The organism is Variovorax sp. Soil_C_39 (assembly GCF_057656815.1).
The window spans coordinates 121,280-147,858 of sequence record NZ_JBDGJQ010000011.1 but is presented as its reverse complement, the minus strand read 5'-3'; the positions used below and the strand labels follow the sequence as shown (position 1 = coordinate 147,858).

The following is a 26,579-nucleotide window of genomic DNA, read 5'->3' as shown; positions in this document are numbered from 1 at the left end:
CCCACCAGCGCCTTGCTCAGATCGAGCAGACGCTACATTGCGAATAGTCCGTGTCCTGAAATACGGGGGCAAGATCAATCTCGTCTCCGTATCTCGCCCAGGCAAGCGCATCGAGTGCGGTATAGACCAGGACCAGAACGGGAATGTCCAAGAACACCCCGCGGCACAACGCGATGGCTGTGAACATCTTGCGGAAACTGTTTGTGTTTTCGAGTGGCACCGTATGGCATCCGGAAATTCAGCTATTTGCTGTGGTGGCTTACTGAACCCGCGTCGCCTTGCGAATCACGGGAGCGAAATTGCGACTTTCTTGCGCGTCTTTTCTCCGCTTTTTGCGGATCGTCTGCAAGATTTTTAGCTCTTTTGCAGTAGCGGCAGGAGCGGCGCCATCTCCAGCGTCGTCTCGCGCCATGCAAGGCGCTCCGTTCGCCGTGCCGTGAGCGTCCAGTCATCCCATCTTGACCGGCCGCACGAGGGTCACTTGGACCGCAGCTGTGCTCCGACGTAGGCAACGCACTCCACGAGGTTGAGCGCGGCCAGCAGCAAGAGCTTCTCGGCGTCAGTCCGCACGCGCAGCAGGTCGTGCTCGCCGAGGTAGCCGTACACAAATGCCAGCAGGTAGCGCTCGGGGTGGTCGGCGCAGGACTTCGTGATCATCTGCGCGACGAGGTCTGGCGGCACGCCCTCGGTGAACCTCATCGTCGCCGTCAGCCGCTGCAAGCAGGTTTCCTGGACGTCTTCAGAGATCGTCGGCAAGGCGTGCCCGCAGTGCTTCATGGCCTGGAAGGCGACCAGCAGAACGTGGATCGGCACCTCAAGCTGCAGCATGTCGACTCCGTAGCGAGGCAACACGAGGATGGAGGCCAGCAGGTTCGGCTGCTGGACGTAGATTTCGTCAGCCAGCTCAACCTTTTGTTGCGCGCTCATGCGGTCGACGTCGATGTTCGCCCGGACCATCACGGCCTGCGTGAGCAAGGTCATGGTCGCGCGTCGGACGCTGGCTGCCATCGGTGCGGCAGCAAGTCCTCGATCTGGCTGCTGCGCTGCGTCGGCAGGCGCTGCAGCACGTCGCGCAGGTAGGCCCAGGGGTCATGGCCGTTCAGGCGCGCCGACTGCACCAGGCTCATCACGATGGCGGCGCGCTGGCCGGCCAGTTCACTGCCCACGAACATCCATGCCCTGCGGCCCATCGCCCAGGGTTTGATCTGACGCTCGAGGTGGTTGTTGTCGATGGCAACCGCGCCGTCATCCAGGTGACGCGTCAGCGCGGCCCAGTGCCCCAGCGCGTAGTCGATGGCCTTGGCCGTCGGGCCACCGTCGGCTACCAGCCAGCGCTCCAGTTGTAGCCAGTGCTTGAGCTCTTCCCACAGCGGCCTGGCGAGCTGCTGGCGTTGCGCCCGGCGCTCGTCATCGCTGAGCTCTTTGAGCTGTGCCTCGACCCCGTAGATGCGCGCGAAGCGACGCACCGCCTCCAGGCCCACCACGCTGGTGCCGTCGTGCGTCAACTCTTCGAAGTTGCGGCGCGCGTGCGCGGCGCAGGCTGCGCCCAGGCGGTCCGGATACAGCCGCGGATCGACCACGGCCTCGTAGGCGCTGTTGCGGTCGGTCAGCAACGTGCCCGACCATCGTCTGCCGTGTCTATCCTGGCCGCCCAGGAATGCCAGCGGATACTGCGCCCCGCGTCCCGGGCAGAACTCGTAAATCACACCAGGCACCTTGTCGTGCCAGCTTCTGGCGTAGGCCCAGACGTAGGCTCGGCGCGTCTTACCCGCGCCGGGGTCCAGCAGGGCCACTGGGGTCTCATCGGCGTGCAGCACCGCGCAGCTGAGGATGAAGCGCCTGTGCGCCTCGTGCAGCGGCTCCAGCGCCGCACCGGCCTGGCCGGTGATGGACGCCAGCGTCGAGCGCGGTGTGTGCACGCCGCTGCGGGCGTTGATGGTCGCTTGCCGGTAGTACGGCATGTGGTCCACGAAGCGGCTGATCAGCGTGTGCGCGACGAAGCCGCTGGCAGCGATACCGCCCTCGATGACTTCTGCCACGCTGGGCGCCTGGCGCAGCACCTGGCAGCAGCGGCAGGCCCACTTGCCATAGATGTGGCGGTGCACGAAGAACTCGGCCGGCACGATGTCCAGGCGCTCGCTGACCTCCTGGCCGATGCGCGTCATCGGGCGCCCGCAGCCGGGCTCCAGGCAGTCGGTGCGCTCGGGCTCGTGGTGGTGTTCGACACGGCGCAAGTGATCGGGGAACGGGTTGCGGCGCGGCCGACGTGGGGGCGCCTTGGTCGTTGTGTCCGAGGTTGCTGCGGCGGCCGCGGCCGCGGCGGCTTCCCGCCGAAGCCGCTCGAGCTGCTCGCGCAGGCCCGCCTCGTCCTCGGCCAGCGTCTCCTCGAACAGGCGGCGCTGCTCGGCATTCATGGCCTCGGACTTGGCGCCGAACTTCCAGCGCTTGAGCCTGGCCAGCTCGAAGGTGATCTTCTCGATCTTGGCCTCGCGCAGTGCGATCTCACGGTCCTTGCGCTGCAGCAGCGCGTCGCGCTCGGCAAGAGCCTGGTCGCGCTGCGCGAGGACACGGCCATGCTCGGCCAGCTGCTGCTCCTGGTCTTGCAGCCGCTGGAGCAACTGACCAACCAGCGCAGCTGTCTCGGCGGACAGTCCCGAAGGATTCGCTGCAGGAAGATCACGCGCACCAAGCATGCGTTGAATGATGCCAGTGCACGGCAATGCCAACCTCGGCACATCCACTGTCAACGCATGGGCAGATGGCGTTGGCGCCGGCTCCTCAGGCTCGCGTGATGACGCTCAGCTCGGGAAGCCGCTGCCACGGCAGGCCCAGGACCAAGGCGTCGAATTGCGCAGGTGTGAGCGACAGCAAGGGCGTCGTGTGGGTCGTGCCCGGCCAGACGACGCGCCCCGCGTTGAGCCGGCGCGCCGCGCACCACACGCCGAAGCCGTCGTGCACCAGCAGCTTCACACGCGTGCCGCGGGCGTTCGCGAACAGGTAGCCGTGGTGCGCCTGCGCTGCGCCGAAGACTTGCACGACGCGCGCCAACAGGCGCTCGGCGCCGGCGCGCATATCGATGGGATCGGCAGCGAGCCACATCGCGTCGATGCGGATCATCGAAGCAGCTCGCGCATCCAGGCCGCGCACTCGCTGGCGGCGCTCGCCGGCCAGGTCACCGTGACCGTCGTCGGTCCACGCCGCAGCTCGATGCGAATGTCTGGGACATGAGCCGGTGGCGCCGGTGCCGGCAAGCTGACCGGAACGAAGACGGTCTTGGGCTTTTGCGCGTTGGCTCCATCCACGACGTTTGCGCGCACGACCTCGCTTCCTGGCTTCATCTCGGCCTCGTGCACCCAACGCCGCAGCAGGTTGGCGTTGATGCCGTGGGCCATTGCCACTGCGGCCATCGACATGCCAGGATGCGCGCAGGCCGCCACCGCATCGGCCTTGAACTCGTCACTGTGCATGCGACGCCGCCGGCCACTGCCGGCTTGTTGATCGGGGATAGTGTTCACGTGTCCACCAAGAGTTGAAGTGGACACGAGGCTCCTATGCTCCGAGCCGGCTTTCAAGATGGTCGGACTGGACGCTCACGCCGTGCCGGAGCGAGGGGCCGAGGCATTGCACCACGTCGTCACCATTGACGCAGATCAATGGCTCAGCGCGCCCGTAAAACGATGTCCGAATGGGGAGTTTGCGCGGTCGCAGGGGCTAGCGATAGCGCCAAGACTAAAGTGCCGGGATCGAGTGCCCAAACCGCCTGCGCAACTAAGCAGATAGCCTCGTTTTCTAATCGTGGGGCGTCCGCAGTGCTCCGGCAAAACCGCTGTGTTTTTAATCACACAATACCCATGAGGAAGGGCTCCATCCTTATACATGGATGACCCCGCGGCCCGGCTGGTTCGGCCCTGCAAGGGGTCTTCTCAGTCCGGAGGAAAAACGGCGTCGAGGGCCAGAGAACCCAATCATCCCGTACAGGGGTGTCAAGGTCCGGTTAGCACCTCGGGGATTCTCAGGTCGCGGTCCGGCGTGATGCCCGTGGCTTGAGGGGTCAAGAGGGTACCCGCTACCGCGCTACTGCCTGGCTGACTACACCCTCTTGACCCACGGCAAGGATCGGAAGGGAAGCTGATCTATACCAACGATGCTCAACTGGGGGTATAGGGAAGATAGAAGGAGCTTCAGGGAAGGAGCTTCAGGGAGTGGGCAAAGCTTCGCTAAACCCCGCACGCAGCCGGGTTCGCAGCCTTCACCATTCCCAAAACTCCCGATTCCTCGATGGGTGCTTCAGTACAGTTACATCACAAGATCAGCCACTCTTATGTTGGATCACAAGGTATCAAGGTCAGGCGTCCTCGTGATCCGCACTGGCGAGGCAGTGGCACTCCAGGGTTTAGCTGGGCAACTTCACCTCTGGTCGCAGGCCAGGCTCCTCATTCGACCGTGGGACTACTGCCCCGTCGCCCTCCCCCGAGCATTCATTACCGACAAGGGAAGACCGATCCGATGTGGGTAGCGCACCGGAAACGCTCTGCATTTCACCTCTGATTATAGGCGAGTGAGCACTCTCCTTGTATAAGGCGCCACAGCTTGCTTGCACCTGCACTCAGCAAGCGCTTCGGGCATTTGACGGCTGCGTCCTCGCCGATACAACAGCCCTCCTTCCCTCGGCATCGACGGCCCCGTAGGCTCTGGATACGCACAGGACGACCGTCCTTGCATGTAGTCACCCTCCGGATCGAGCCATCATGAACCAGGACAAGTTCGTCGCCTACTACCGAGTCAGCACCCAACGTCAAGGAGCCTCCGGGCTCGGCCTGGAAGCACAGCAGCAAACGGTTGCACGGTTCCTCGCAGACCGCGGCAAAACGGCCATAGAGGAGCTATTCGAGACCGAGACAGGCAAAGGTGCCAACGCCCTCGAAAGACGTCCTCAGCTCCGGCTGGCCCTTGAGCTATGCAAGCGCACCGGCGCGACGCTGTTAATCGCGAAGCTAGACCGTCTCGCCCGTAACGTCCACTTCGTCACCGGTTTGATCGAGACCGGCGTGGATTTCGTCGCTGCCGACATGCCGCACGCGAACAAGGTGATGATCCAAATGTTCGCGGTCATGTCTGAATGGGAGCGCGACCAGATCAGCGAGCGCACTCGAGTGGCCTTAGCAGCGGCGAAGGCTCGTGGAGTCGCACTCGGTAAGACGGGGGCGACCAACCTACGGCGTCACATCGCCGACAGCCAGAATACCGCAGACGCGTTTGCATCTCGAATGCGCGGTCTGGTGGCTGGAATGCGCGCACGACACTTGTCGCAACGGGCGATGGTCGCCGAGCTAAATGAGGCTGGCGTCAAAACTTCCAAGGGAGGCAAATGGCACTTGAACCAAATTCAGAGGCTCCTCGCTCGCACCCCACATCAAAATCAAATTATGGTGAGCCGCGAACCAAGCTTTACTCCACGGCGAGGCGACCATCCGTCAAAAATTGAGGAATACTCTTCGGCCGATACCAGTTGCCAATACGAAATCGCTCGGCAGAAGGGAGAAACGAATAAAAATCAAGAAATGAAGATCACAAATGCAACCAACGGCAGCTACGGCCCGAAATGCGATCAAGAAGAGCATTGCCAGGAACGAAGCATCGTTTTCTAACTGGCTCGTCGAGCGGACCGCAAGCGCGTCACTAAAGAATTTATATCACGCTTAATTTCTTCGCCAGTTGACACTTTCGCACCTGCCGCATCCAGAGTGTCAATCGCGTCTCTCAAGCGTAGTTGCCCCGCTCGAAAAGCGGCGGAATTCTGTGAATTTTCCTCTGGAACCGTCAGCGACAACGTTACCCGCGTCAGTCGTTCAATCGTTGCCGCCCGAATGTCTCCTAGCGCTAAGGCTTTTTTTGCAGCATCGAAAGCAATCAATTCGCCCTCGATTCCACTCAAACTGCTCGCAAGCCTCCACGTCATATCGTTGATGATTTCAAGGTCTCCGTGCGTGGCACTTCGGGTGTTTTCAGACAGACTAATTTGACCCAAAGTTTTACCAAGATCATCTGCTGCACCACCCAACATATCGATTGCTCCTTTGTTATTCCCCTCCCGGCTTCTGGTCAGCCCAATCTCGGCCTTCGCTCTAGCCCTGAAGGGCAACCAAGTCGCCAATTCGCATCGAGCATCTATAGCAAGATTCGAGATATCCAGACAAGCTGCAGCTTGACCGTCTCGCGCGGAAGCCTCATGCCAAAGCTCAAAGAGCAATGGCTTGCGCTGGTTATTATTGTATGAATCCGAGAAAGCCTCCGCAGCTTTCGAGTCCTTCATTGCAAGTAGGCAGCGGCCCTTTAATAAAAGGAGATCTGGATCTTTCGGTTGAGATTTCAGCGAAGCTTCGACAGTCTCGAAAGCATCGTCATACTTTCCTGCTCGGAGCAATGCCATAGTTTGACTAACCACAAAGGCAATCTGCGTTCGAGGTTTGGCGGATCTCTTTATGCTTGATTTTTGTAGTTCTCTCGTTGCCGAAGCGAGGCGTTGATGGTCAGGCACCATCTTTCGCCCGAGTTCAGAGACTGCCAAAGCAGTCGACTCCGGAACCGAAAAGCGGGGTTCCTTGGCAATAATTTTTGGAGCATCAACCAGAAAGAAAGTTTGAAGCTGTGATATCGCCTCATCGAATTCAACCTTTCCAATTCCAGTTATCTCCAGCAGTTCGGCTCTGGAAGAACTTTGAAGTATGGACGCGACATAGAGGATTCGTTTTGCAGGGGCTGAGAGCGCAGTTAACTCTTTTTCCAGCGCCGCGGCACGGGCATCCTCTCCTGGCTTACCCTGCCATTCCTTCAACGCCGCATCAAGCGTGCGCCCTTGCTTAATCAATCTTAAGATTGAATCGGTCCAAAGAGGTGAACCATCACTGGTACTTTCCAGTCGTTTAACATCGACGCCTTTGACCTTTTCGATACCGAGCTTGAGCATCCGATCTTGAACAAAAGATTTATATGGCTCTCCGCGCAGTCCGGGCACCAAAATACACTGACTATCCGAAAATGCAAAATTGGCACGAGTGGTGAGGAGAAATTTTGAGGGGGTATTTGCAGCCATTTGCTGAGTAAGCTCAAAAACTCGTTTTTGATCGCCAGGGGAGAGCGAATCAATGTCATCAATAACAACCAAGCTCGGAAGCACCCTTAAACTATCTCGCAGTTTTCGTTGCAATGTGTATTCATTGTGCTCCCCACTATCCCGCTCACCGTCAGTTATTGCCGCAGTGGCGCCAGCCAATGCCACCAGCAACTCGATGGGATTTGAGTAAATGCACTCAGGCAAATCCATATAATCGTTTCTTTCGGGAAGAAACTGCCTCTTCTTAGCGGAGGCCCAGAATACCTGAACAAATGGTTCAGGAGCTTTTCGATAAAAATTGGTTGCAAACTCGTAAGCTATAGAAGTTTTTCCTTTGCCCCCCGCCCCAGCCAAGAGCCGAACAGGCTCCAGATCATCGGCAACCCAAGCCCAAAGCGCAACGATCAGATCCTCTCGACCAAATAAGTGTGCGCATATGAGGTTCTTATCCGGAAGATTGTGGGGGATATAGCGCGTATCAACAGCGATAGCGGATAAACCCGTCGGCGCAGCCTGCAAATCCTCATAACGACGTCCTGAGTTAAGAAACTCCCAATGAGAAGGAATTAGCGCCTGAATCGTTTTATCATTCTCACGAAAATATGTGCTCTTTTCGTTGAACAGGACCTTTCCAGGTTTTTTTTCGGGGCCCGGCCTCACTAAAAAGGCGGGCGCCACGCTCACTGATCTTTTTGGTATATACACGGCAGCCACAGGGAGCTCACCAATCAAAAAATCAAAGACAGTAAAATCGATATTTTTTGACGAGTAGGACTCAACCGCGGCTCGGAGCTTCGTCACGAAATCATCAGGCTTTTGAAATCCACAAACCTGAAAAACTTCGTCCGTTTTGAGCTCCGCAATACCGATGAAAAGATAGCCCCCGTAAGAGTTGTAAAATGAAAGAATATCCTTTGCAACTTCTGCATAAGAGATTTTTTCACTGTCGAACGCTGCTTTGTAATCCCACAATGCTCCCTCTTTCGGGATCGGCAACCCTTTCGGGCAGAAAGTCATAGCGACTTCTTGGCCTATCGTGGCTGCGGATATGCAGGCTAAGACGTCCTGGATGTGTTTTTGTAGCTGCATTTGTAAGAGAGGATTTGAAAGCACTACGACTATACTTGGCCCGACACGTCAGGAACTCGACGGCGATGGCGAGCCACACCTGAATCGCCTACATGGTCCGCCCGAGAGGAGCAACAGGCTTTTGCGCTGCGAGATTCAGGAAGGCGTGCGACCTTACATTGAGGCTGGTGTTGCAGTGATCCTGCTGCCCATGATTGTCGGCGCCGGTTGAACTTCGACCCCCAGTGGGTCAAATTTCGGCCGGCGCCAACACTCAAGCCCGCACGGAGGGAAGTCACGGTGACGAGGCTCGCCGAAGCGTTGCTTGCCCCGCCGAGGCAATTAAGTGCTGCCCGTCGAGTGCTCAATAACAAACGCCCGTCACGCAGCTCACATCGACACGCGCGGACCGGAGGCGAAGGCCCCGCGCAAAGTGTTGCGCAGGCCGCCCAAGACCCTTCGTAGCGCCCGGTGAGCTCTTTCTGCGTTGAGGGCGGGGACCCTGGACGTTTGCGAACGCATGTTCACAACCTACCGTCGACGAAGCGATCCCGGAAGTGCCGCCAGATGCTGCGGCGGCACACTTGCCGTCGCAGGACAGGCGATTCCCTCCGGATGACCCGCTCTGGCCACTGTTCACTGCCGAATTTGACGGCAATGGCGAGCCACATCCGCCTTGGCTGATGTTCCCGAGTATCTCCGTGGGTTCAATAGGTTGGCGCATGGGGGACGACAGCGAATTCGGCTACTTGCTGCGAAGCCACCATGCTGATCGCCAAGCTGGATCGGCTGGCCGCAACGTGCAATTTGTGAGTGGGCTGATCGAAACCGGAGTCGACTTCATCGCGGCGCATCGTCCCATAGTGAGCCTTTTCTCGTTCAGCCCATGCCAAGCAGCTTGGCCAAGCCGGTCGCGCCGACTCCTGACAGAAGACCCGAAACGACCGGATTTTGAAGTGCGGCGAGCAACATCTGTTTGGCCTTGTGCTTTTCCTCGGGCGTCACGTTTGCTTTATCGATCTCAGCGGCCAGCAACTCAATCGCCGACACGATCTGCTGCGAGTTGTTGTCGCCAATCTGGATGTTCTGACCGGTGCCGTGGAAATTGTAGGTGTTGGAAGTCATTGGAGCGGGTTCTGCCGGGTAGCTGAAGCGTTGCCTGTCGAACTCATCATCGTAGATGAAGTGGAAGCCGCCATCCGTCAACCGGAAGTTGCCTTTGTCAGATGCCAGGTAGCCAAGCGCGACAAGGTTTTCGAGCGAGTGCATGAGCCCGTCAGATTCCTTCGGGTTTAGCTTCTGGGAGAGCTGATACATCAAAGGCCGTGCCGACAGCACGTTCCCTGCACGTATTTTGTTGTCAACACACCATTCCAGGATCAATTTTTCGACCTTGCCCAATTCCATCAGTGCCCCTTGCGGTTGGTTTTTGCCAAGGATATCGCTGTGCCGGGATTCGATTTCCATCCGATATACCCTCGGGCGATTGAACAGCGCGGGATGCGTGCACCAGTCCCGAAAATTTGTCCTGGTTTTGCCAGTCATTCTTGACTGCATCCCGGAAGTCCTTGAGGCTCAAAGGATGGTCAGTAAGCCTAGGCTAACGGATAGTTCTCCGCCGCGAGGCCGGCCTTGGTCAGCGCATTGAAAAGGGTGGATTTACCGACGTTGGGCAGGCCGACGATGCCGCATTGCAAACTCATGGGGGGTCCTCTTGGGTAACCGCGGATTTTAAGTCGGCCCGGCGCGCCCTCCGGCCGGCACGCCTTTGCGCCGCTCCCAACGGTCGCTCCCTCAGGGTTAAACCCGATCAAAAACCAAATAGCAAACGTTTGCGCAAACGTTTTCCTTCGGTAATATCGGCACCCCCGGCACAGACCGGCGCCCGATCATCCCTCCCTGGAGACACACCATGAAGTTCACCCGCCGCACCCTGCAAAGCGCCGCCGCCCTGGCCCTCCTGGGCAGCCTCTGCGCGCCCGCCGCCTTCGCGCAGGAGAAACCCAAGGTCGCGCTGGTCATGAAGTCGCTCGCCAACGAGTTCTTCCGCACCATGGAAGACGGCGCCAAGGCGCACCAGAAGGCCAATGCGGCGCAGTACACGCTGGTGGCCAACGGCATCAAGGATGAGACCGACACGGCCGCCCAGATCAAGATGGTCGAGCAGATGATGGCGCAGAAGATCAATGCGCTGGTCATCGCCCCGGCCGACTCCAAGGCCCTGGTGCCGGTGATCAAGACCGCCATCGACCGCGGCATTCTCGTGGTCAACATCGACAACCAGCTCGATGCCGCGGCGCTGAAGGAAAAGGGTATCCAGGTGCCCTTCGTCGGCCCCGACAACCGCGCAGGCGCCAAGCTGGTGGGCGACGAGCTCGCCAAGAGCCTGAAGGCCGGCGACAAGGTCGGCATCATCGAAGGCGTATCGACCACCTTCAATGCGCAGCAGCGCACCCTCGGCTACCAGGATGCGATGAAGGCAGCCGGCGCCACCGTGGTGGGCGTGCAGTCTGGCCAGTGGGAAATCGACAAGGGCAACACCGTCGCGGCCGGCATGATGCGCGAGCATCCCGACCTGAAGGCACTGCTCGCCGGCAACGACAGCATGGCGCTGGGCGCGGTCGCCGCGGTCAAGGCCGCCGGCAAGACCGGCAAGGTGCTGGTGGTGGGCTACGACAACATCGGCGCCATCAAGCCGATGCTGGCGGACGGCCGGGTGCTCGCCACGGCCGACCAGTTCGCCGCGAAGCAGGCGGTGTTCGGCATCGAGACCGCGCTCAAGGCGCTGGCCGACAAGAAGAAGCAGTCCGAGATGCCCGCGGCGGTGAAGACCGACGTGGTGCTGGTGACGAAATCGTCGCCGGCCAAGTAAAGCGCAGCGCAGCACCGCCGCGAAAGCCGATCGTGAACGCATCCGCCGCCGCCATCGTGGCCGTGCCCGTGCTGTCCGCCAGCGGGCTCGGCAAGGACTACGCGGCGCCGGTGCTCGACGGCGTTTCGCTCGACCTGAACGCGGGCGAGGTGCTGGCGCTCACCGGCGAGAACGGCGCCGGCAAGAGCACGCTGTCGAAGATCGTCTGCGGGCTGGTGCAGCCCACGCGCGGGCGCATGCTGCTCGATGGCGCGGCCTTCGCGCCGGCCTCGCGCCGCGACGCCGAGCGCCTGGGCGTGCGCATGGTCATGCAGGAGCTCGGCCTGGTCACCACGCTGTCGGTGGCCGAGAACCTGCTGCTCGACCGGCTGCCGCACACGAGCGGCTGGATCCGCCGCGGCCAGCTGCACGAACTGGCCGCGCGCCAGCTCGCGAAGATCGGCATGCAGAACATCGACCCGGCCATGCCGGTCGCGCGGCTCGGCATCGGCCAGCAGCAGATGGTGGAGATCGCGCGCAACCTGCAGGACGACACGCGCGTGCTGGTGCTCGACGAGCCCACCGCCATGCTCACGCCGCGCGAGACCGCGCACCTGTTCGAGCAGATCGCGCTGCTCAAGGCGCGTGGCGTGGCGATCGTCTATGTCTCGCACCGGCTGGAGGAACTGCAGCGCATTGCAGACCGCGTGGCGGTGCTGCGCGACGGCCGCCTGGTGGACGTGCGGCCGATGGCCGGCGTGCGGGAATCCGAGCTGGTGCAGCGCATGGTCGGCCGCGCGGTGCACGAGCACGAGGGCCGCCCGCGCCGCGTGGCCGGACCGGTGCTGCTGAGCGCGCGCGGCCTGGGCCGGGCCGACGCGGTGCGCGACGTCGACATCGCGCTGCATGCCGGCGAGGTCATGGGCCTCGCGGGCCTGGTCGGCTCGGGCCGCACCGAGCTCGTGCGGCTGCTGTTCGGCGCCGATCGCGCGGACCGCGGCGAGATCGTGCTGCACGACGCCGGCGGCCAGCCGGTGCGCCGTGTCGCCAGGGGCTGGCGCTCGCCAATGCAGGCGATCCGCGCCGGCATCGGCCTCGTCACCGAAGACCGCAAGTCGCAGGGCCTGCTGCTCGCGCAGTCGATCCGCGTCAATGCCACGCTGAGCGATCTGGGTGCGGTCTCGCGCGCCGGCTGGCTGCAGCGCGCGCGCGAACGCGGCATCGCGCGGCGCCTGGTCGATCTGCTTCGCATCCGCTCGCGCAGCATCGAGCAGCCGGTGGCCACGTTGAGCGGCGGCAACCAGCAGAAGGTGGTGTTCGCGCGCTGGCTGCACCGCGAATGCAAGGTGCTGCTGCTCGACGAGCCCACGCGCGGCGTGGACGTGGGCGCGCGCGCCCACCTGTACGCGGAACTCGACCGCATGACCGACGCCGGCCGCGCGCTGCTGATGGTGTCGAGCGACCTGCGCGAACTGATGGCCATGTGCGACCGCATCGGTGTGATGAGCGCCGGGCGGCTCGTGGCGGTGTTCGAGCGCGGCGCTTGGAGCGAACAGTCGCTGCTCGCGGCCGCGTTCAGCGACGCGGCGGGCCGCCCCGCCGCCCCGAACGACCCCGACGACGCCGCCCCTTCCGAATCGACCCCCGGCCGAACGGCCCCTGCCGAGACACCATGAACGCAGCCGCCCCACCCTCTGCCGCCCCAGCCGCCTCCGCACCGTCCGCATGGCGGGGCCAGCTCGGCACCTACCTCGGCCTGACCGTCGTGCTCGTCGGCATGATTGCCCTCTTCGGCACGCTCAGCGAATACTTCCTCACGCGCGAGACCTTCGTCTCGATCGCCAACGAGATTCCCGCGCTGGCGGTGATGGCGGTCGGCATGACCTTCGTGCTGATCATCGCGGGCATCGATCTCTCCGTGGGCTCGGTGCTGGCGCTCAGCGCGGCGGTCACGGCCGCGGCGATCCTCGAATGGAAGCTCTCGGTGCCGCTCGCCGCAGCGCTGGGCCTCGCGACCGGGCTGGTCTGCGGCACCATCACCGGCGCGGTCTCGGTGGCCTGGCGACTGCCGAGCTTCATCGTCTCGCTCGGCATGCTCGAGGCGGTGCGCGGCGGCGCCTACCTCGTGACCGACTCGCGCACGCAGTACGTGGGCGACGCCATCTCCGGCCTCGCCACGCCGTGGATCGGCGGCATCTCGGCCGCGTTCGTGATCGCGGTGGTGCTGGTGGTCGTGGGCCAGCTGGTGCTCACGCGCACCGTCTTCGGCCGCCATGTGGTGGGCATCGGCACCAACGAAGAGGCGATGCGGCTCGCGGGCATCGATCCGCGGCCGATCCGCATCATCGTGTTCGCCGCCACCGGCGTGCTGGCCGGCCTTGCCGGGCTGATGCAGTCGGCCCGCCTCGAGGCGGCCGATCCGAATGCCGGCGTCGGCATCGAGCTGCAGGTGATCGCGGCCGTGGTCATCGGCGGCACCAGCCTCATGGGCGGGCGTGGCTCGGTGGTCAACACCTTCTTCGGCGTGCTCATCATCGCGGTGCTCGAGGCCGGGCTGGCGCAGGTCGGCGCGAGCGAGCCGAGCAAGCGCATCATCACGGGTGCGGTGATCGTGGTCGCGGTGATCATCGACACCCTGCGCCAGCGCCGTGCCGAACGGCGCCTGGCCTGAAGGAAGGACGAAGCATCCATGGCCACCATCAAGGACGTCGCGCTGCGCGCCGGGGTTTCGGTCACCACCGTCTCGCACGTGGTCAACGACACGCGCCATGTGAGCGCCAAGGGCCGCGAGCGCGTGGAGCAGGCGATCCGCGAGCTGGGCTACGTGCCCAACGCGATGGCGCGCAGCCTCAAGAGCAACACCACGTCGACGCTCGGCATGCTGATTCCGAACAGCTCGAACCCGTACTTCGCCGAGATCGTGCGCATCGTCGAAGACCGTTGCTTCGGCGCCGGCTACACGCTGGTGCTGTGCAACACCGACGACGAGCCGCGCCGGCAGAGCGTGTACCTGCAGGTGCTGGCCGAGCGCCGCATCGACGGGCTGATCGTGGTGTCCACCGGCGCCGGCGACGACGACTCGCTGGTCACGCAGCTGCACGGGCTGCGCATCCCGACGGTGCTGGTCGACCGCGAGATCGCCGACCCCGACTGCGACCTCGTGGAGACGGCCCACATGCAGGGCGGCCTGCTCGCGGTGCGGCACCTGCTGTCGCTCGGCCATCGGCGCATCGCCTGCATCGGCGGTCCGGTCGGCGTGATGCCGAGCGAGCAGCGCATCGAGGGCTGGCGCATGGCGCTGGCCGAAACCGGCGCCGCACCGAATGCCGACGCGCTGCTCTGGCGCGGGGGGTTCACGAGCCAGGGCGGCTACGAGGCCATGCATGCGATCCTGCGCACCGAAGAGGCGCCTTCGGCCGTGTTCGTCTGCAACGACCTGATGGCCATCGGCGCACTGCGCGCCGCGCACGAGAGCGGCGTGCACGTGCCCGACGACCTCTCGATCGTCGGCTTCGACGACATCGAACTCTCGGCCTACACCAGCCCGCCGCTCACCACCGTGGCGCAACCCAAGGAACGCATCGGCGCGCTGGCGGTCGACATGCTGCTCGAGCGCGTCGGCGGCAAGCGGCGCGACCCGCGCAAGGTGGTGCTGCAGCCCGAACTGCGCGTGCGCGCATCGACCGCACGACATTCGAGCTCGCGCCGGGCCGCCACCCCCACGTCCGAGGCACCCGCCGCGGAGCAAAGAAAGTCCCGCACCCCGTGAGTCCGAACCCCTCTTCATTGCCGCGCATCGTGGTGCTCGGCAGCCTCAATATGGACATCGTGCTGCGCGTGCCGCAGGCGCCCGCCGCCGGCGAGACCCTGCTCGGCCGTTCGATCGACCACATTCCGGGCGGCAAGGGTGCGAACCAGGCCGTGAGCTGCGCACGTCAGGGCGCCCGCGTCGCGATGGTCGGTTGCGTCGGCGACGATGCCCATGGCCGCGCACTGCGCGACGCGCTTGCGCGCGACGGCATCGACACCGCCGCGCTGCGCACCGCCGCCGGCGGCGAGCCCACCGGCACCGCGCTGATCCTGGTGGAAGACAGCGGCCAGAACCGCATCGTGATGGTGCCGGGCGCCAATGCGCAGGTGGCGCTCGACGAGCCCGCGCTGCGCGCGCAGCTTGCGGATGCGGCCTTTCTTGTTGCGCAGTTCGAGGTACCGATGGACCAGGTGGCGCGCGCCGTCGCGGTGGCCCACGATGCCGGCTGCAAGGTGCTGCTCAATCCGTCGCCGGTGCAACCCATCGCCGACGCGATGTGGCCGCGCATCGACACGCTGGTGGTCAACGAGATCGAGGCCGAGGCGCTGTGCGGGCTGCCGGCCGACAGCCCGCGGCAGGCGGCGCTCGCGGGCCAGGTGCTGCGCGCCAGGGGCATCGCACGCGTGGTCGTGACGCTCGGCGCGCGCGGCGCAGTGGCGGTGGACGCCGACGGCGCCCGCCACCATCCCGCGCCGAAGGTGCAGCCGGTCGACACCACCGCCGCAGGCGACACCTTTCTCGGCGCGCTGGCGGTGGCGCTCGGCGAAGGGCAATCCTTCGACGCCGCGGTGCGCCTGGGCATCCGCGCCGCCGCGCTGTGCATCCAGCAGCCCGGCGCGCAACCTTCGATCCCGCAGCGCGACGCCGTGCTGCAAAGCCCCCTGCCACCCGACTGGACCGCGCTGTGAAACGCTCTGCCCTGCTGCATGCCGAACTCTCCCACGTGATCGCCGCACTCGGCCACGGCGACATGCTCGTGATCGGCGACGCCGGCCTGCCGATCCCCGACGGTCCGCGCCGCATCGACCTGGCCGTGGCGCGCGGCGTGCCGCTGCTCGCCGACGTGCTCCAGGCGGTGCTGTCGGAAATGCAGGTCGAGGCCGTCGTGATCGCCGACGAGGCGCTGAAGGACGGCAGCCGTGCCTTGCCCGACTGGTATCCCCCGTCGCTCGGCATCGCGCCGCAGACGGTGTCGCACGAGGAATTCAAGCGCCGCAGCGCCCAGGCGCGCGCCATCGTGCGCACTGGCGAATGCACGCCCTACGCCAACATCATGCTGGTGGCCGGCGTCGCGTTCTGACGTTCTGAATGCAGCAACGCCGCCGGCGCGGCGGTTCTATTCGAAGCGGTAGTTCGCACCCATGGCCTGCCCCACCCGGAGCATCTGCTCCACGCCCGACACCACGATGCAGTTCATGCCGAAGGTGATGCGCCCGTCGACCCGCGCATCGGCGCGGTAGGTGCGCAGCATGTCGCCGACCTCGGGGCTGCTGAGGCCGGTTGCCGGGTCGATGTCGGGGATCGGGCAGCGCGTGCACGGCTTGACCGGCTTCAGTTCGGCTTCGCCTTCGGCGGTGGCGATGTGCAGCGCATCAACGCGGTCCTCGTCGTGCGCCTCGATGCCGGCGAGCACGATGTTCGGGCGAAAGCGCTCGATGCCGACGGCATCGTGGCCCGCCGCGGCCAGCCGCTCGTTGAGTTCGGCGAGCGAGCCTTCGCTGGCCACCAGCAGCGGATAGCCATCGGCGAACTGGTTCGTGGCCTCGGCACCGCCGGTCCACTCGAGGTTCGACAGCCGCTTGTGCTCGGGATCGAAGCGCACCAGCCGCAGCGCCTGCGGCTTGCCCGGTTCGGAGAGGAAGTCGCTGAACCACTGCGCCGCGATGTCGCCCATGTCGTAGGCGGCGACCTCGTCCTTCCAGACCCGCACGCGCACCGGCTTCTCGACCCGGTCGAACGCCAGGTGCAGCGCCAGCATGCCCGGCGCGCGCAGCACCGCCTCGGTGTGCTTCATCTGCGGCCGGATCAGCGCCATGCGCGGGAGCTGCCGCTGCGTGACGAATTCGCCTTCGGCATCGACCACCATCCAGGCCCGGTCGAACTCGAGCCCCGTCTCGGTCAGCAGCGCCTCGGGGAGCTCGACCCCCGAGCACGATTTGACGGGGTAGACGAACAGGCGCGAGATGGTGGCTTGAAAGTCGAAGTCGGGCTGTGGCACGTGGGGTTCCTTGAAATTCGCGGCGATTGTCCCGCATTGGGTCGCGCCCCGGCCGGCGCCGGGCATGTTCTTACAATGGCCGAATGGCCCTTCCCCCTGAAGTTTGCATACGCGGCGCCGGCATCGTCGGCCGGACGCTGGCCCTGTTGCTCGCGCGCGAACGCGTGCGGGTCGCGCTGGTGGTTCCGCCCGCCGCGGCGGGCAAGCCGGACATCCGGGCCTATGCGCTCAACACGGCTTCGAAGACGCTGCTCGAATCGCTGCGCGCCTGGCCCGATGCCGCCCATGCCACGCCGGTGCGCGAGATGCGCGTGAACGGCGACGAGGGCGGCCGCGTGCAGTTCAGCGCCGCGCGGCAGGAGGTCGAGGCGCTGGCCTGGATCGTCGACGTGCCCGCGCTCGAGCAACAGCTCGCCGATGCGGTGCGCTTCCAGCCGCAGGTCGAGGTGGTGGCCGAACCCGTTCCCGCTCCGCTCACCGTGGTGTGCGAAGGCAAGGCAAGCGCCACGCGCGAAGCGCTGGGCGTGAGCTACGAAGTCACGCGCTATCCCCAGCATGCGATCGCGGCACGGCTCGAGTCCGCGCAGCCGCACGACGGCACGGCGCGCCAGTGGTTCAACGACAAGGGCGAAGTGCTCGCGCTGCTGCCCATGGGCGGTGCGCAGGGGCGCTCGCTCGCGCTGGTGTGGTCGGTCGACCAGTTCCGCGCGCCCGACCTGCTCGCGCTCGGCCCCGACGAATTCAGCACGGCCGTGACCGAAGCCAGCCACGGCGCCCTGGGCGCGCTGCAGCTCGCGAGCGAGCGCAGCGCCTGGCCGCTCTCACGCGCGATGGCCGACCGCTGGACCGGCACCATGCCGGCGGCGCAGGGCGCGCCGCAGTCGTGGGCGCTGGCGGGCGATGCCGCGCATACCGTGCATCCGCTCGCGGGCCAAGGCCTCAATCTCGGCCTGGCCGATGCAGCCATGCTGGCCGACCTGATCACTCACCGCGACTACTGGCGCAGCGTGGGCGACCTCCGCCTGCTGCGCCGCTACGAGCGCGCGCGCCGCGCCGGCGTGCTGCAGATGAGCCTCGCCACCGACGGCCTGCAGCAGCTTTTTTCGCACAGCACCGATCCGCTGCCCGCGCTGCGCAACTGGGGCATGCGCGGCTTCGACCGCACGCGCCTTCTCAAGCAATGGATCGCCAACCAGGCGATGGGCTTGAAGGCATGAATCCATCCAAGAGAGCCCCAATGAAGACATTCGCACGCCACGTAATTCTCGCCGCCTGCATGCTCGCATCGGCCGCCACGGCCCTGGCCGGCGAGGCCGAGATCCGCAAGAACCTGCCCGCGCGGATCCCGCAGTTCCCGACGATCGACGAAGTCACCAAGTCGCCGATGCCCGGCCTCTACGAAGTGCGCGTGAACGGCTTCCAGATCTACTACACCGACGAGATGGGCAACTACCTGCTCCAGGGCAACCTGATCGACGTGAACGCGCGCAAGAACCTGACCGAGGAGCGCCTCGAGAAGCTCAGCCAGGTGTCGTTCGACAAGCTGCCCGTGAAGGACGCGATCAAGATCGTGCGCGGCAACGGCAAGCGCAAGCTCGCGGTGTTCGAAGACCCGAACTGCGGTTACTGCAAGCGCTTCGAGAAGGACATGAAGTCGGTCGACAACATCACGATGTACCTGTTCCTCTACCCGGTGCTCGGTGCCGACTCGGCCACCAAGTCGCGCGACATCTGGTGCAGCAAGGACAAGGGCAAGGCCTGGAGCGACTGGATGGAAGCCAACGTCAAGCCCACCGCCGCAGCCGCCGGCTGCGACGTGACCGCCCTGCAGCGCAACGTGGAGTTCGGCCGCAAGTACAACATCACCGGGACGCCCACGCTCATCTTTGCCGACGGCACGCGCACGCCGGGCGCCATTCCCGCGGAGCAGGTCGAGAAGCAACTCGCCGCGTCCACCAACTGATGGCCGCGCAGACTCCATCCCGGCGCGCCGGCAAGGCGGTGCCGGAGGCGGCGGTGCACTACCGCATCGAATGCGCCGACCTGCATGCGCATCTCTACGCCGTCACCCTGACCATTGCCGCGCCCGCGGCGCAACAGCGTGTCTCGCTGCCGGTGTGGATTCCGGGCAGCTACCTGGTGCGCGAATTCGCCAAGAACCTGCAGGGCCTGCGGGCCACGCAGGGGCGCCGCAAGCCCCTGCTCGTGCAGCTCGACAAATGCAACTGGCAGATCGACTGCGCGCCGGGCCAGCCTCTGGTGCTGCACTACCAGGTGTGCGCCTACGACAACTCGGTGCGCACCGCCTGGCTCGATGCCGCACGTGGCTTCTTCAACGGCACCAGCCTGTGCTTGCGCGTCGAGGGCCACACCGAGGCGCCGCATGCGCTCGAGGTCGTCGCACCCGCACTGCCCACGCCCGATGCCGCACGCTGGTCGTGCGCCACCGCGCTGCGGCCCGCGAAGATCGACAGGCAGGGCTTCGGTCGCTACCTGGCCGCCGACTACGACGAACTCGCCGACAGCCCGGTCGAGATGGGCGCCTTCTGGAGCGCCGAGTTCGAAGCCTGCGGCGTGTCGCACCGCTTCGTGGTCGCGGGCGCCGCGGCCTCGTTCGACGGCGAGCGGCTGATCGCCGACACCCAGGCCATCTGCGAGGCCGAGCTGCGCTTCTGGCACGGCGACAAGGCCGGAAAGACCGGCAAGAGGGGCGGCGGTCCGGCGCTGCCGATCGACCGCTACGTCTTCATGCTCAACGCGGTGGACGACGGCTACGGCGGGCTCGAGCACCGGCATTCCACGGCGCTGATCTGCAACCGGCGCGACCTGCCGCAGCGCGGCGCGAAGAAGCAGCCCGAGGGCTACACCACGCTGATGGGCCTCATCAGCCATGAGTACTTCCATACCTGGAACGTCAAGCGCATGCGCCCGGCCGAGTTCGCGCGCTACGACTACGGCCGCGAGAACTACACGCAACTGCTGTGGTTCTTCGAAGGCTTCACGAGCTACTACGACGACCTGCTGCTGCGCCGGGCCGGGCGCATCGACGACGCCGGCTACCTGCGCCTGCTCAACAAGACCATCAACCAGGTGCTGCAGACCCCGGGCCGCCTCGTACAGCCGGTGGCCGACGCGAGCTTCGACGCCTGGGTCAAGTACTACCGGCAGGACGAGCAGACGCCCAACAGCACCGTCAGCTACTACACCAAGGGCGCGCTGGTCGCGCTGTGCTTCGACCTCACGCTGCGCCGCGAAGGCAAGGGCACGCTCGACGACGTGATGCGGCACCTCTGGACGCACAGCGGCGGCGGGCCGATCGACGAAGCCGGCATTGCCGCCGCACTCGAGGCCGTGGGCGGCCGCCCGTATGCCGCGGAGCTGGCGCAATGGGTGCATTCGACCGACGAGCTGCCGCTGTCCGCGCTGCTGCGCGCGCACGGCGTGGCCGCGCTCGAAGATCCGTCGCAGCAGGCCCAGGCCCTGGGCCTGCGTGTGGCCGAAAGCAACGGCAACGTGCAGGTCAAGGTGGTGCTGCGCGGCGGCGCGGCCGAGAAGGCCGGCTTCTCGGCGAATGACGAATGGATCGGCATCGAGCTGCCCGCCACCGGCCGCAAGGGACAGCAGCAGCGCACCGGCCAGGCCTGGCGTATCGCCAAGCTCGACGATCTGGCGCTCTACCTCGGCGGTGCCACGCGCTGCACCGCCATCGTCGCGCGCGACCGCAAGCTGCTCAGGTTGCCGCTCGTGCTGCCGGTCGGTGCCACCACCTGGCGGCTGTTCGCGCACGATCCGGCCAAGGTGTCGGTCTGGCTTGCGCCCAGCGAAGGCGGCTGAGCCGCACGCATCAGCATCAGCGCAGGCCGTGTGCCTGTTCTTCGGCAGCGGCGGCGTTGGCCGGCTGCTGGCGCATGAACTGGACCGGCTGCGCATCGCCCACGAGCACGCAGGGCTTGCCGGTGCGACGACAGTGGTCCTGCACGCGCCAGTAGGCGCCGTGGCTCACGCAGCCGGTCTGGCAGATCACGAGGTCGGCCGCACGCAGCCCTGCTTCGAGCGCATGCGCATCGGCATCGCCGCCACCATGGTGCAGGTAGCGCCCGCCGGCGATCTCGACCAGCTGGCGAGCGAGCGAAGGCGCTTCGGCCTCTTCCGTGCGGCCGACGCACAGCACAGCTTTCTCGCGCAGGTCCGCAGATGGCAACGGCAACGGCGCGCGCCGGCGCACCGGCGCCAGCAGGCCATGCAGCCGCTTCGGCAATGCACCGCCCGCAGCCGCACGCGCCGAAAGCTCCTCGCGCACGAGCGCGATGGCCGAATCGCGCGCCACCAGCGCACCGCGCAATCGCACGACCTGCGCCTCGAGCCGCTCGATCCGGGCGGCCTGCTCCGCCAGGAGGCGCGAGCAGCGCTCCTGGGCGCGGGCATAGGCCCGCAGCAGCACGGCATGTTCTTGCATGGGGGATTCCATGGCGGGCATTCTAGATGAGAATAATTCTCAAATGAAGCCCTGCCGCAGCCACGGCCGCACAGCGATGCTGGGTATAGTGAAGCGCGTTTTCTTCCCCTTTTCCGGAGACACCATGAGCTACGAAAACATCGACGTGCGGACCGAAGCAGGCAAGGTCGGCATCGTCACCCTCAACCGTCCGAAGGCGCTCAATGCGCTGAACGACGCGCTGATGACCGAGCTGGGCCACGCGCTCAAGGCCTTCGATGCCGACGACGCGATCGGCTGCATCATCATCACGGGCAGCGAGCGCGCGTTCGCGGCCGGCGCCGACATCGCGGCCATGGCCAAGTACAGCTTCATCGACACCTACAAGGGCGACTACATCACGCGCAACTGGGAAACCATCCGCTCGATCCGCAAGCCGGTGATCGCCGCGGTGAGCGGTTTCGCGCTGGGCGGCGGCTGCGAGCTCGCGATGATGTGCGACTTCATCATCGCGGCCGACAACGCCAAGTTCGGCCAGCCCGAGATCAAGATCGGCGTGATCCCCGGCGCGGGCGGCACGCAGCGCCTGCCGCGCGCAGTGGGCAAGAGCAAGGCGATGGACATGGCGCTCACCGCTCGCATGATGGACGCGGCCGAGGCCGAGCGCGCCGGGCTCGTGAGCCGTGTGGTGCCCTACGACAAGCTCGCCGACGAAGCGCTGGGCGCCGCGCTGGTCATTGCCGGCTATTCGCAGATCGCGGTGATGGCGGCCAAGGAATCGGTCAACCGCGCCTTCGAGAGCGGCCTCTCCGACGGCGTGATGTTCGAGCGCCGGCTGTTCCACGCGCTGTTCGCCACGCAGGACCAGAAGGAAGGCATGGACGCCTTCCTGGCCAAGCGCCAGCCCGACTTCAAGAACGCCTGAGCGCTGCGCGCAGCACCGCGAGCGCCGGCGCGGGCGGCGTGCCGACGAAGCTGGCGCCGCCCTGCGGGGCCGTCCAGCGCACCTGGTCGCCCGCGATCTCGAGCACCGCGAGCAGCTGCGCGTCCGCGTGCAGCTCGATCTGCGCCTCGACCGGCGCAGCCAGCGCGCTGCCCGGCAGGATGGCCGAGCGCGCGACAGCGTTCACCAGTGCCGCCAGACCTTCGGTGTCACCGCGTGCCTCTCGCACGGCCTGACCGCCGGCCATCCAGTTCAGCGAGGTCCAGCGGTCGAGCGCTGCGAACGAAGGCGCACGCGCCGGCGCGGCGGCCGGCGCTGGTGCGGCTTTGCGTGCGACCAGGGCCTGGCGCGAAGCGCCTGAAGCCTCGGCCTGCATCGCCTGTTCTGGCGCTTGCGCGGGCGCCGGGGCGGATTGCCGCGCGGGCGACGTGCTGCGCTCCGGCTCGATCGCAGCGCGGTCCGACGCTGCCGCGGAAGGTGCTGGCTCATGTGCTGGCTCGGTCCGTCGCTGCGCTGCCTCTGTTTCGAGCCGGCTGCGCGCGGCCTCCGGTGCAGGTGCAGGTGCAGGTGTTGGTGCCGGCGCAGGGGCCTGCGCGACACGCGCCTCCCCGTCCAGCCGCGCATCGGGCACCGGCTCGCGCTGCCAGAGCACCGTGACGAAGGTCGCCACGAGCACCGTGGCGAAGGCCGCATTCCAGGGCATTCGGTTCTTCGCGCCGCCAGCACCACCGAACCAGCGGCGCCACCAGGGGATGGCAGCCGCTGCTGCCGCCGACGGAGCAGGCGCAAGGTTGTGCGCCATCTTGCGGATCGCATCGCGGGTGCGGGGGTCGGGCAATGCCTCGCGATCGGGCGCATGGTCGAGCGCGCGGCGCAACGCGGGATCGCGCAGTGCGTCGTCGTCGTCGCGGGGGCCGGTGGTGGTCATGCGCCCTGCTCCAGCACCGACAGGTAGCGCGCCATACAGGTGCGCAGTTTCTGCAAGCCGTAGCGCAGCCGGCTGCGCACGGTCTCGAAGCCGATCTGCAGGCTGGCCGCGAGCGCTTCGACCGTCATGCCGTCCTCGTGGTGCAGCAGGAAGGCGGCGCGTTGCTCGGCCGGCAGTTCGTCGAGGCAGGCCAACAGGCGCCGGCCCGCGGCGCGCCAGAACGCGAGCTCCTCGGCCGAGGGATGCGCCCCGGCGTGGCCGGCCGCGGCGCGCACGCCCCGGTCGAGCATCCGCACCGCGCCGTGGTCGCTGTCGTCGTCGCCACCGTGCGCATCGTCGAGCGCCACTTCGCGCCCGCTCACGCGCAGCCGGTCCATGGCGAGGTTGTGCGCAATCGTGAAGGCCCACGTGCGCCAGGCCGCGCCCTGTGGCGAGAAGCTCTCGCGCGCGCCAATGATCCGCACCCAGGTGTCCTGGAACACCTCGTCCGCCTGCGACGCCAGCCGTGCACCGAGCAGCCGCTTGACGAAGCGGAACAGCCCGGCCTCGTGGCGCGCATAGAGCACGTCGAAGGCCGCGCCGTCGCCGCGCGCGTAGGCCAGCATCAACTGGTCGTCGGGCATGGCTTCGCGCTCGTTGGCGGCTTGGGCGGAAGGGGCGCGGGGTAGCGCGGACATGGGCGGATTGTCACCCGGGCTTCTACGGGCCACGCCGGGCAACGGGGTTGGGCGGCTCAAAAAAGACGCCGCGGTGCGTGGGAGGGCTTGATCAGGGGGCTGCAGCCTGCGCTATAATCTTGGGCTCGGTGCAGCACTGTGCCGAACGGCTCTTTAGCTCAGTCGGTTAGAGCGATGGAATCATAATCCACAGGTCCGCGGTTCGAATCCGTGAAGAGCCACCAACACCCAAAAGCCCTAAGTAGATCAACTACTTAGGGCTTTTTTCATGCCCGCCGGCCGGCAGTTTTCCCCTGCTCCGCCGGCTGCCTGTTCCGCAGGCAATGTGGTGCGAACCCGCGCCAGTGCTGGCATTGGGCACCCCGTTCCTCAGACAACCCACAGAGTTGTGCACAGAAAACCGGAACAACTCATCCAAGTCGAAACCGCCGCTTCACCCGGCCTTGCGAAACGTCAAATTGATGCGCCGGCTGCCCAGCAGCGGATGCGGCCGGTCGGCCAGCGGCAGCACGCCGTGGTAGCGCAGCCGGTCGGGGCCGCCCCAGACCACCACGTCGCCGTGCGCGAGCGGAACGCGCGCGGGCTTGTCGCCGCGCGCGAGGCCGCCGAAGAGAAAGACGGCTGGCATGCCGAGCGAGACCGAGACGATGGGCGCGGCGTAGTCGCGCTCGTCCTTGTCCTGGTGCAGCGACAACCGCGTGCCGGGTTCGTAGCGGTTGACCAGGCAGGCGTCGGGCGCAAAGCCGTCGAAGCCCGCCTCGGCGGCCGCCGCGGTGGCGAGCCGCTCGAAGGGCTCGGGCATCGGCGGCCAGGGTTCGCCGGTCTGCGGATCGTGCTCGCCGTAGCGGTAGCCGCGCCGGTCCGAGATCCAGCCGAGCCGGCCGCAGTTGGTCATGGCCACCGACATGGTGAAGCCGCCGGGGGTCACGAGGTGGCGGAACGGGGCGCGCTGCGCGACGGCCTCCAGCGCAGGGAGCAGTTCGTCCACGAACGGCAGCGCAAACCCGCGCAGCACGAAGGCACCGGGGCCGAGCGCCTGTTTCCCGCGCGGTGGTTCGGCTTCGGGCGCGTCGTCGAAAAGATCGCGCGTGCTCATGTCAGGGCGCCGCCTTGCCGGCGGCTTCGGTCACGAGGCGGCCGAGCGTTTGCATCGCCTTCTCGCTCTGCGCATTCCACGCATGGCCGTAATTGAGGCGCAGGCAATGCGCGAAGCCGCGCGTGGCCGAGAAGATCGGCCCCGGCGCGACGCTGATGCCGAGCTCGAGCGCCTGCCGGTGGATCGCGAGCGCATCGACCTGGGCCGGCAGCTCGACCCACAGGAAGTAGCCGCCGAGCGGCCGCGTGGCGCGCGTGCCCGCGGGAAAGTAGCGGCCCAGCGCTTGCGAGAAGCTCGCCTGCTGCACGGCCAGCACCTGGCGGAGCTTGCGCAGGTGCTTGTCGAGGCCGCCCTTCTCGAGGTAGCCGGCCAGCGCGAGCTGCGAGGGCACCGAGGTGCTGAGCGTGGTCGTGAGCTTGAGCCGCGCCACCGCGCGCGCGAAGCGGCCGGCCGACGCCCAGCCGATGCGGTAGCCCGGTGCGAGGCATTTCGAGAACGAGCTGCAATGCAGCACCAAGCCCTCGGTGTCGAAGGCCTTGGCCGGCGGCGGGCGGCGGTCGCCAAAGTAGAGCTCGGCATAGACGTCGTCCTCGATCAGCGGCACCGCATGCCGCGCGAGCAGTTCGACCAGCGCTTTCTTCTTCGCATCGGGCATGAGGCTGCCGAGCGGATTCTGGAAGGTGGTCATGAGCCAGCAGGCGCTGGGCCGGTGCGCCGCGATGGCGAGTTCGAGCGCGTCCAGGTCGATGCCCTCGCCCGGGTGCGTGGGCACCTCGATGGCGCGCAGGCCCATGCGCTCGAGGGCCTGCAGCGCCGCATAGAAGGTCGGCGATTCGACGACGACTGCATCGCCGGGCCGCGTGACGGCCGCGAGGCAGAGATTCAGCGCCTCGAGCGCGCCGTTGGTGACGACGATCTCGTCGACCGGCACCTGCATGCCGTCGCCCAGGTAGCGCAGCGCGATCTGGCGGCGCAGGGCCGCGCTGCCGGGCGTGAGGTCATCGACGGTGCGCCAGGGGTCGAGCGACTTGGCGCTCGCGGCCATGAACTGCCCCAGCCGCGCGAGCGGAAACAGCAGCGGGCTCGGGAACGCCGAACCGAACGGCACCACCTGGCGCGACATGCTGGCTTCGAGGATCTCGAACACCTGGTCGCTCACGTCGAGCGATCTCGGTCCGCCCGCGGGGCGCGAGGTGAGGTTGGCCTCGGGCGGAACGTCGCGCGCGCCGCCGCCGGTGACGTAGTAGCCTGAGCGGTCGCGCGCACGCACGAGGCCGCGCGCCTCGAGCAGGTAGTAGGCCTGGAACACGGTCGACGCGCTCACGCCGCGGCTTTCGCCGGTGTGCCGCACCGAGGGCAGGCGGTCGCCGGTCTTGAGGGTGCCGCCGCGGATCGAGGCCTCGATGTCGGCGGCAAGGGCTTCGTAGCGCTTCATGGA

The 26,579-nt window shown here is 65.9% G+C and carries 24 protein-coding genes, 1 tRNA gene and 1 pseudogene; 12 read left to right on the top strand and 14 right to left on the bottom strand.

The features are described 5' to 3' along the window. Window positions 1-16 precede the first annotated feature (16 nt). The 5 genes from AC3A6J_RS23670 to tnpA form a co-directional block, all read right to left on the bottom strand. Window positions 17-187, bottom strand: coding sequence for a hypothetical protein (locus AC3A6J_RS23670; protein WP_487862446.1), 171 nt, complete (start codon window positions 185-187; stop codon window positions 17-19). Between the two features lie 290 nt (window positions 188-477). After that, on the bottom strand, window positions 478-981 hold the full coding sequence (locus AC3A6J_RS23665; RefSeq protein ID WP_487862445.1) for a hypothetical protein: 504 nt from the start codon (window positions 979-981) through the stop codon (window positions 478-480). Next, window positions 978-2,414, bottom strand: coding sequence for an IS66 family transposase (gene tnpC, locus AC3A6J_RS23660; protein WP_487862450.1), 1,437 nt, complete (start codon window positions 2,412-2,414; stop codon window positions 978-980). The genes AC3A6J_RS23665 and tnpC overlap by 4 nt, the downstream gene beginning before the upstream one ends. A gap of 364 nt (window positions 2,415-2,778) precedes the next feature. Then, a complete protein-coding gene (gene tnpB, locus AC3A6J_RS23655; RefSeq protein WP_487862444.1) occupies window positions 2,779-3,117 on the bottom strand; it encodes an IS66 family insertion sequence element accessory protein TnpB in 339 nt (112 codons plus the stop codon). Next, window positions 3,114-3,542 carry an IS66-like element accessory protein TnpA gene (gene tnpA / locus AC3A6J_RS23650; protein ID WP_487862443.1) on the bottom strand — a complete coding sequence of 143 codons (429 nt, stop codon included), beginning with the start codon at window positions 3,540-3,542 and terminating at the stop codon, window positions 3,114-3,116. The genes tnpB and tnpA overlap by 4 nt, the downstream gene beginning before the upstream one ends. Window positions 3,543-4,748: 1,206 nt before the next feature. On the opposite strand from tnpA, the gene AC3A6J_RS23645 reads away from it, so the two are divergent. Beyond that, window positions 4,749-5,648 carry a recombinase family protein gene (locus AC3A6J_RS23645; RefSeq protein WP_487862442.1) on the top strand — a complete coding sequence of 300 codons (900 nt, stop codon included), beginning with the start codon at window positions 4,749-4,751 and terminating at the stop codon, window positions 5,646-5,648. On the opposite strand, the gene AC3A6J_RS23640 is transcribed toward AC3A6J_RS23645, so the two are convergent. The 3 genes and pseudogenes from AC3A6J_RS23640 to AC3A6J_RS23630 form a co-directional block, all read right to left on the bottom strand. Then, window positions 5,645-8,131: an RNA-binding domain-containing protein gene (locus AC3A6J_RS23640; RefSeq protein WP_487862441.1), complete on the bottom strand. Its 2,487-nt coding sequence runs from the start codon at window positions 8,129-8,131 to the stop codon at window positions 5,645-5,647. The two genes, AC3A6J_RS23645 and AC3A6J_RS23640, sit on opposite strands and share 4 nt — an antisense overlap. A 930-nt stretch (window positions 8,132-9,061) precedes the next feature. Next, window positions 9,062-9,649, bottom strand: coding sequence for a hypothetical protein (locus AC3A6J_RS23635; RefSeq protein WP_487862440.1), 588 nt, complete (start codon window positions 9,647-9,649; stop codon window positions 9,062-9,064). 137 nt (window positions 9,650-9,786) lie between these two features. Then, window positions 9,787-9,885, bottom strand: a pseudogene (locus AC3A6J_RS23630) (GTPase); the annotation flags it as partial. Between the two features lie 209 nt (window positions 9,886-10,094). Between AC3A6J_RS23630 and AC3A6J_RS23625 the strand changes: the two are divergent. Genes AC3A6J_RS23625 through rbsD form a run of 6 tightly spaced genes read left to right on the top strand, consistent with a single transcriptional unit; the run spans window position 10,095 to window position 16,144 of the window. Further along, entirely contained in the window at window positions 10,095-11,054 is a 960-nt protein-coding gene (locus AC3A6J_RS23625) for a substrate-binding domain-containing protein (RefSeq protein WP_487862439.1), read from the top strand. Between the two features lie 32 nt (window positions 11,055-11,086). Continuing rightward, window positions 11,087-12,709 (top strand): sugar ABC transporter ATP-binding protein, encoded by a 1,623-nt coding sequence (locus AC3A6J_RS23620; RefSeq protein WP_487862438.1) that lies wholly within the window; start codon window positions 11,087-11,089, stop codon window positions 12,707-12,709. Continuing rightward, window positions 12,706-13,704 carry an ABC transporter permease gene (locus AC3A6J_RS23615; RefSeq protein ID WP_487862437.1) on the top strand — a complete coding sequence of 333 codons (999 nt, stop codon included), beginning with the start codon at window positions 12,706-12,708 and terminating at the stop codon, window positions 13,702-13,704. Before AC3A6J_RS23620 ends, AC3A6J_RS23615 begins: the two co-directional genes overlap by 4 nt. A gap of 18 nt (window positions 13,705-13,722) precedes the next feature. Then, window positions 13,723-14,802 carry a LacI family DNA-binding transcriptional regulator gene (locus AC3A6J_RS23610; RefSeq protein WP_487862436.1) on the top strand — a complete coding sequence of 360 codons (1,080 nt, stop codon included), beginning with the start codon at window positions 13,723-13,725 and terminating at the stop codon, window positions 14,800-14,802. Continuing rightward, window positions 14,799-15,752: a ribokinase gene (gene rbsK / locus AC3A6J_RS23605; protein WP_487862435.1), complete on the top strand. Its 954-nt coding sequence runs from the start codon at window positions 14,799-14,801 to the stop codon at window positions 15,750-15,752. The genes AC3A6J_RS23610 and rbsK overlap by 4 nt, the downstream gene beginning before the upstream one ends. After that, window positions 15,749-16,144, top strand: coding sequence for a D-ribose pyranase (gene rbsD, locus AC3A6J_RS23600; protein WP_487862434.1), 396 nt, complete (start codon window positions 15,749-15,751; stop codon window positions 16,142-16,144). Before rbsK ends, rbsD begins: the two co-directional genes overlap by 4 nt. 36 nt (window positions 16,145-16,180) lie before the next feature. Here the strand turns inward: rbsD and AC3A6J_RS23595 are convergent, their stop codons facing one another. Continuing rightward, window positions 16,181-17,062, bottom strand: coding sequence for an MOSC domain-containing protein (locus AC3A6J_RS23595; protein WP_487862433.1), 882 nt, complete (start codon window positions 17,060-17,062; stop codon window positions 16,181-16,183). A gap of 83 nt (window positions 17,063-17,145) precedes the next feature. Between AC3A6J_RS23595 and AC3A6J_RS23590 the strand changes: the two genes are divergently transcribed. The 3 genes from AC3A6J_RS23590 to AC3A6J_RS23580 are packed head-to-tail and all read left to right on the top strand — an operon-like array spanning window position 17,146 to window position 20,896. Further along, window positions 17,146-18,279: an FAD-dependent monooxygenase gene (locus AC3A6J_RS23590; protein WP_487862432.1), complete on the top strand. Its 1,134-nt coding sequence runs from the start codon at window positions 17,146-17,148 to the stop codon at window positions 18,277-18,279. 20 nt (window positions 18,280-18,299) lie between these two features. Then, entirely contained in the window at window positions 18,300-19,025 is a 726-nt protein-coding gene (locus AC3A6J_RS23585) for a DsbC family protein (protein ID WP_487862431.1), read from the top strand. Beyond that, complete coding sequence (locus AC3A6J_RS23580; RefSeq protein WP_487862430.1) at window positions 19,025-20,896, top strand: M61 family metallopeptidase; 1,872 nt, start codon at window positions 19,025-19,027, stop codon at window positions 20,894-20,896. Before AC3A6J_RS23585 ends, AC3A6J_RS23580 begins: the two co-directional genes overlap by 1 nt. 16 nt (window positions 20,897-20,912) lie before the next feature. Here the strand turns inward: AC3A6J_RS23580 and AC3A6J_RS23575 are convergent, their stop codons facing one another. Then, window positions 20,913-21,518: a DUF2325 domain-containing protein gene (locus AC3A6J_RS23575; RefSeq protein ID WP_487862429.1), complete on the bottom strand. Its 606-nt coding sequence runs from the start codon at window positions 21,516-21,518 to the stop codon at window positions 20,913-20,915. Between the two features lie 124 nt (window positions 21,519-21,642). On the opposite strand from AC3A6J_RS23575, the gene AC3A6J_RS23570 reads away from it, so the two are divergent. Then, entirely contained in the window at window positions 21,643-22,422 is a 780-nt protein-coding gene (locus AC3A6J_RS23570) for an enoyl-CoA hydratase (RefSeq protein WP_487862428.1), read from the top strand. On the opposite strand, the gene AC3A6J_RS23565 is transcribed toward AC3A6J_RS23570, so the two are convergent. Together AC3A6J_RS23565 and AC3A6J_RS23560 are read right to left on the bottom strand one after the other, a co-directional pair. Next, window positions 22,409-23,368 carry a hypothetical protein gene (locus AC3A6J_RS23565; protein WP_487862427.1) on the bottom strand — a complete coding sequence of 320 codons (960 nt, stop codon included), beginning with the start codon at window positions 23,366-23,368 and terminating at the stop codon, window positions 22,409-22,411. The genes AC3A6J_RS23570 and AC3A6J_RS23565 overlap by 14 nt on opposite strands. Then, window positions 23,365-24,045: a sigma-70 family RNA polymerase sigma factor gene (locus AC3A6J_RS23560; RefSeq protein WP_487862426.1), complete on the bottom strand. Its 681-nt coding sequence runs from the start codon at window positions 24,043-24,045 to the stop codon at window positions 23,365-23,367. Before AC3A6J_RS23560 ends, AC3A6J_RS23565 begins: the two co-directional genes overlap by 4 nt. Window positions 24,046-24,192: 147 nt before the next feature. On the opposite strand from AC3A6J_RS23560, the gene AC3A6J_RS23555 reads away from it, so the two are divergent. After that, window positions 24,193-24,269, top strand: a tRNA-Met gene (locus AC3A6J_RS23555). 209 nt (window positions 24,270-24,478) lie between these two features. Here AC3A6J_RS23555 and alkB read toward each other — a convergent pair. Together alkB and AC3A6J_RS23545 are read right to left on the bottom strand one after the other, a co-directional pair. Continuing rightward, on the bottom strand, window positions 24,479-25,141 hold the full coding sequence (gene alkB / locus AC3A6J_RS23550; RefSeq protein ID WP_487862425.1) for a DNA oxidative demethylase AlkB: 663 nt from the start codon (window positions 25,139-25,141) through the stop codon (window positions 24,479-24,481). A 1-nt stretch (window position 25,142) separates the two neighbouring features. After that, a complete protein-coding gene (locus AC3A6J_RS23545) occupies window positions 25,143-26,576 on the bottom strand; it encodes an aminotransferase-like domain-containing protein (RefSeq protein ID WP_487862424.1) in 1,434 nt (477 codons plus the stop codon). Between the last annotated feature and the right edge of the window lie 3 nt (window positions 26,577-26,579).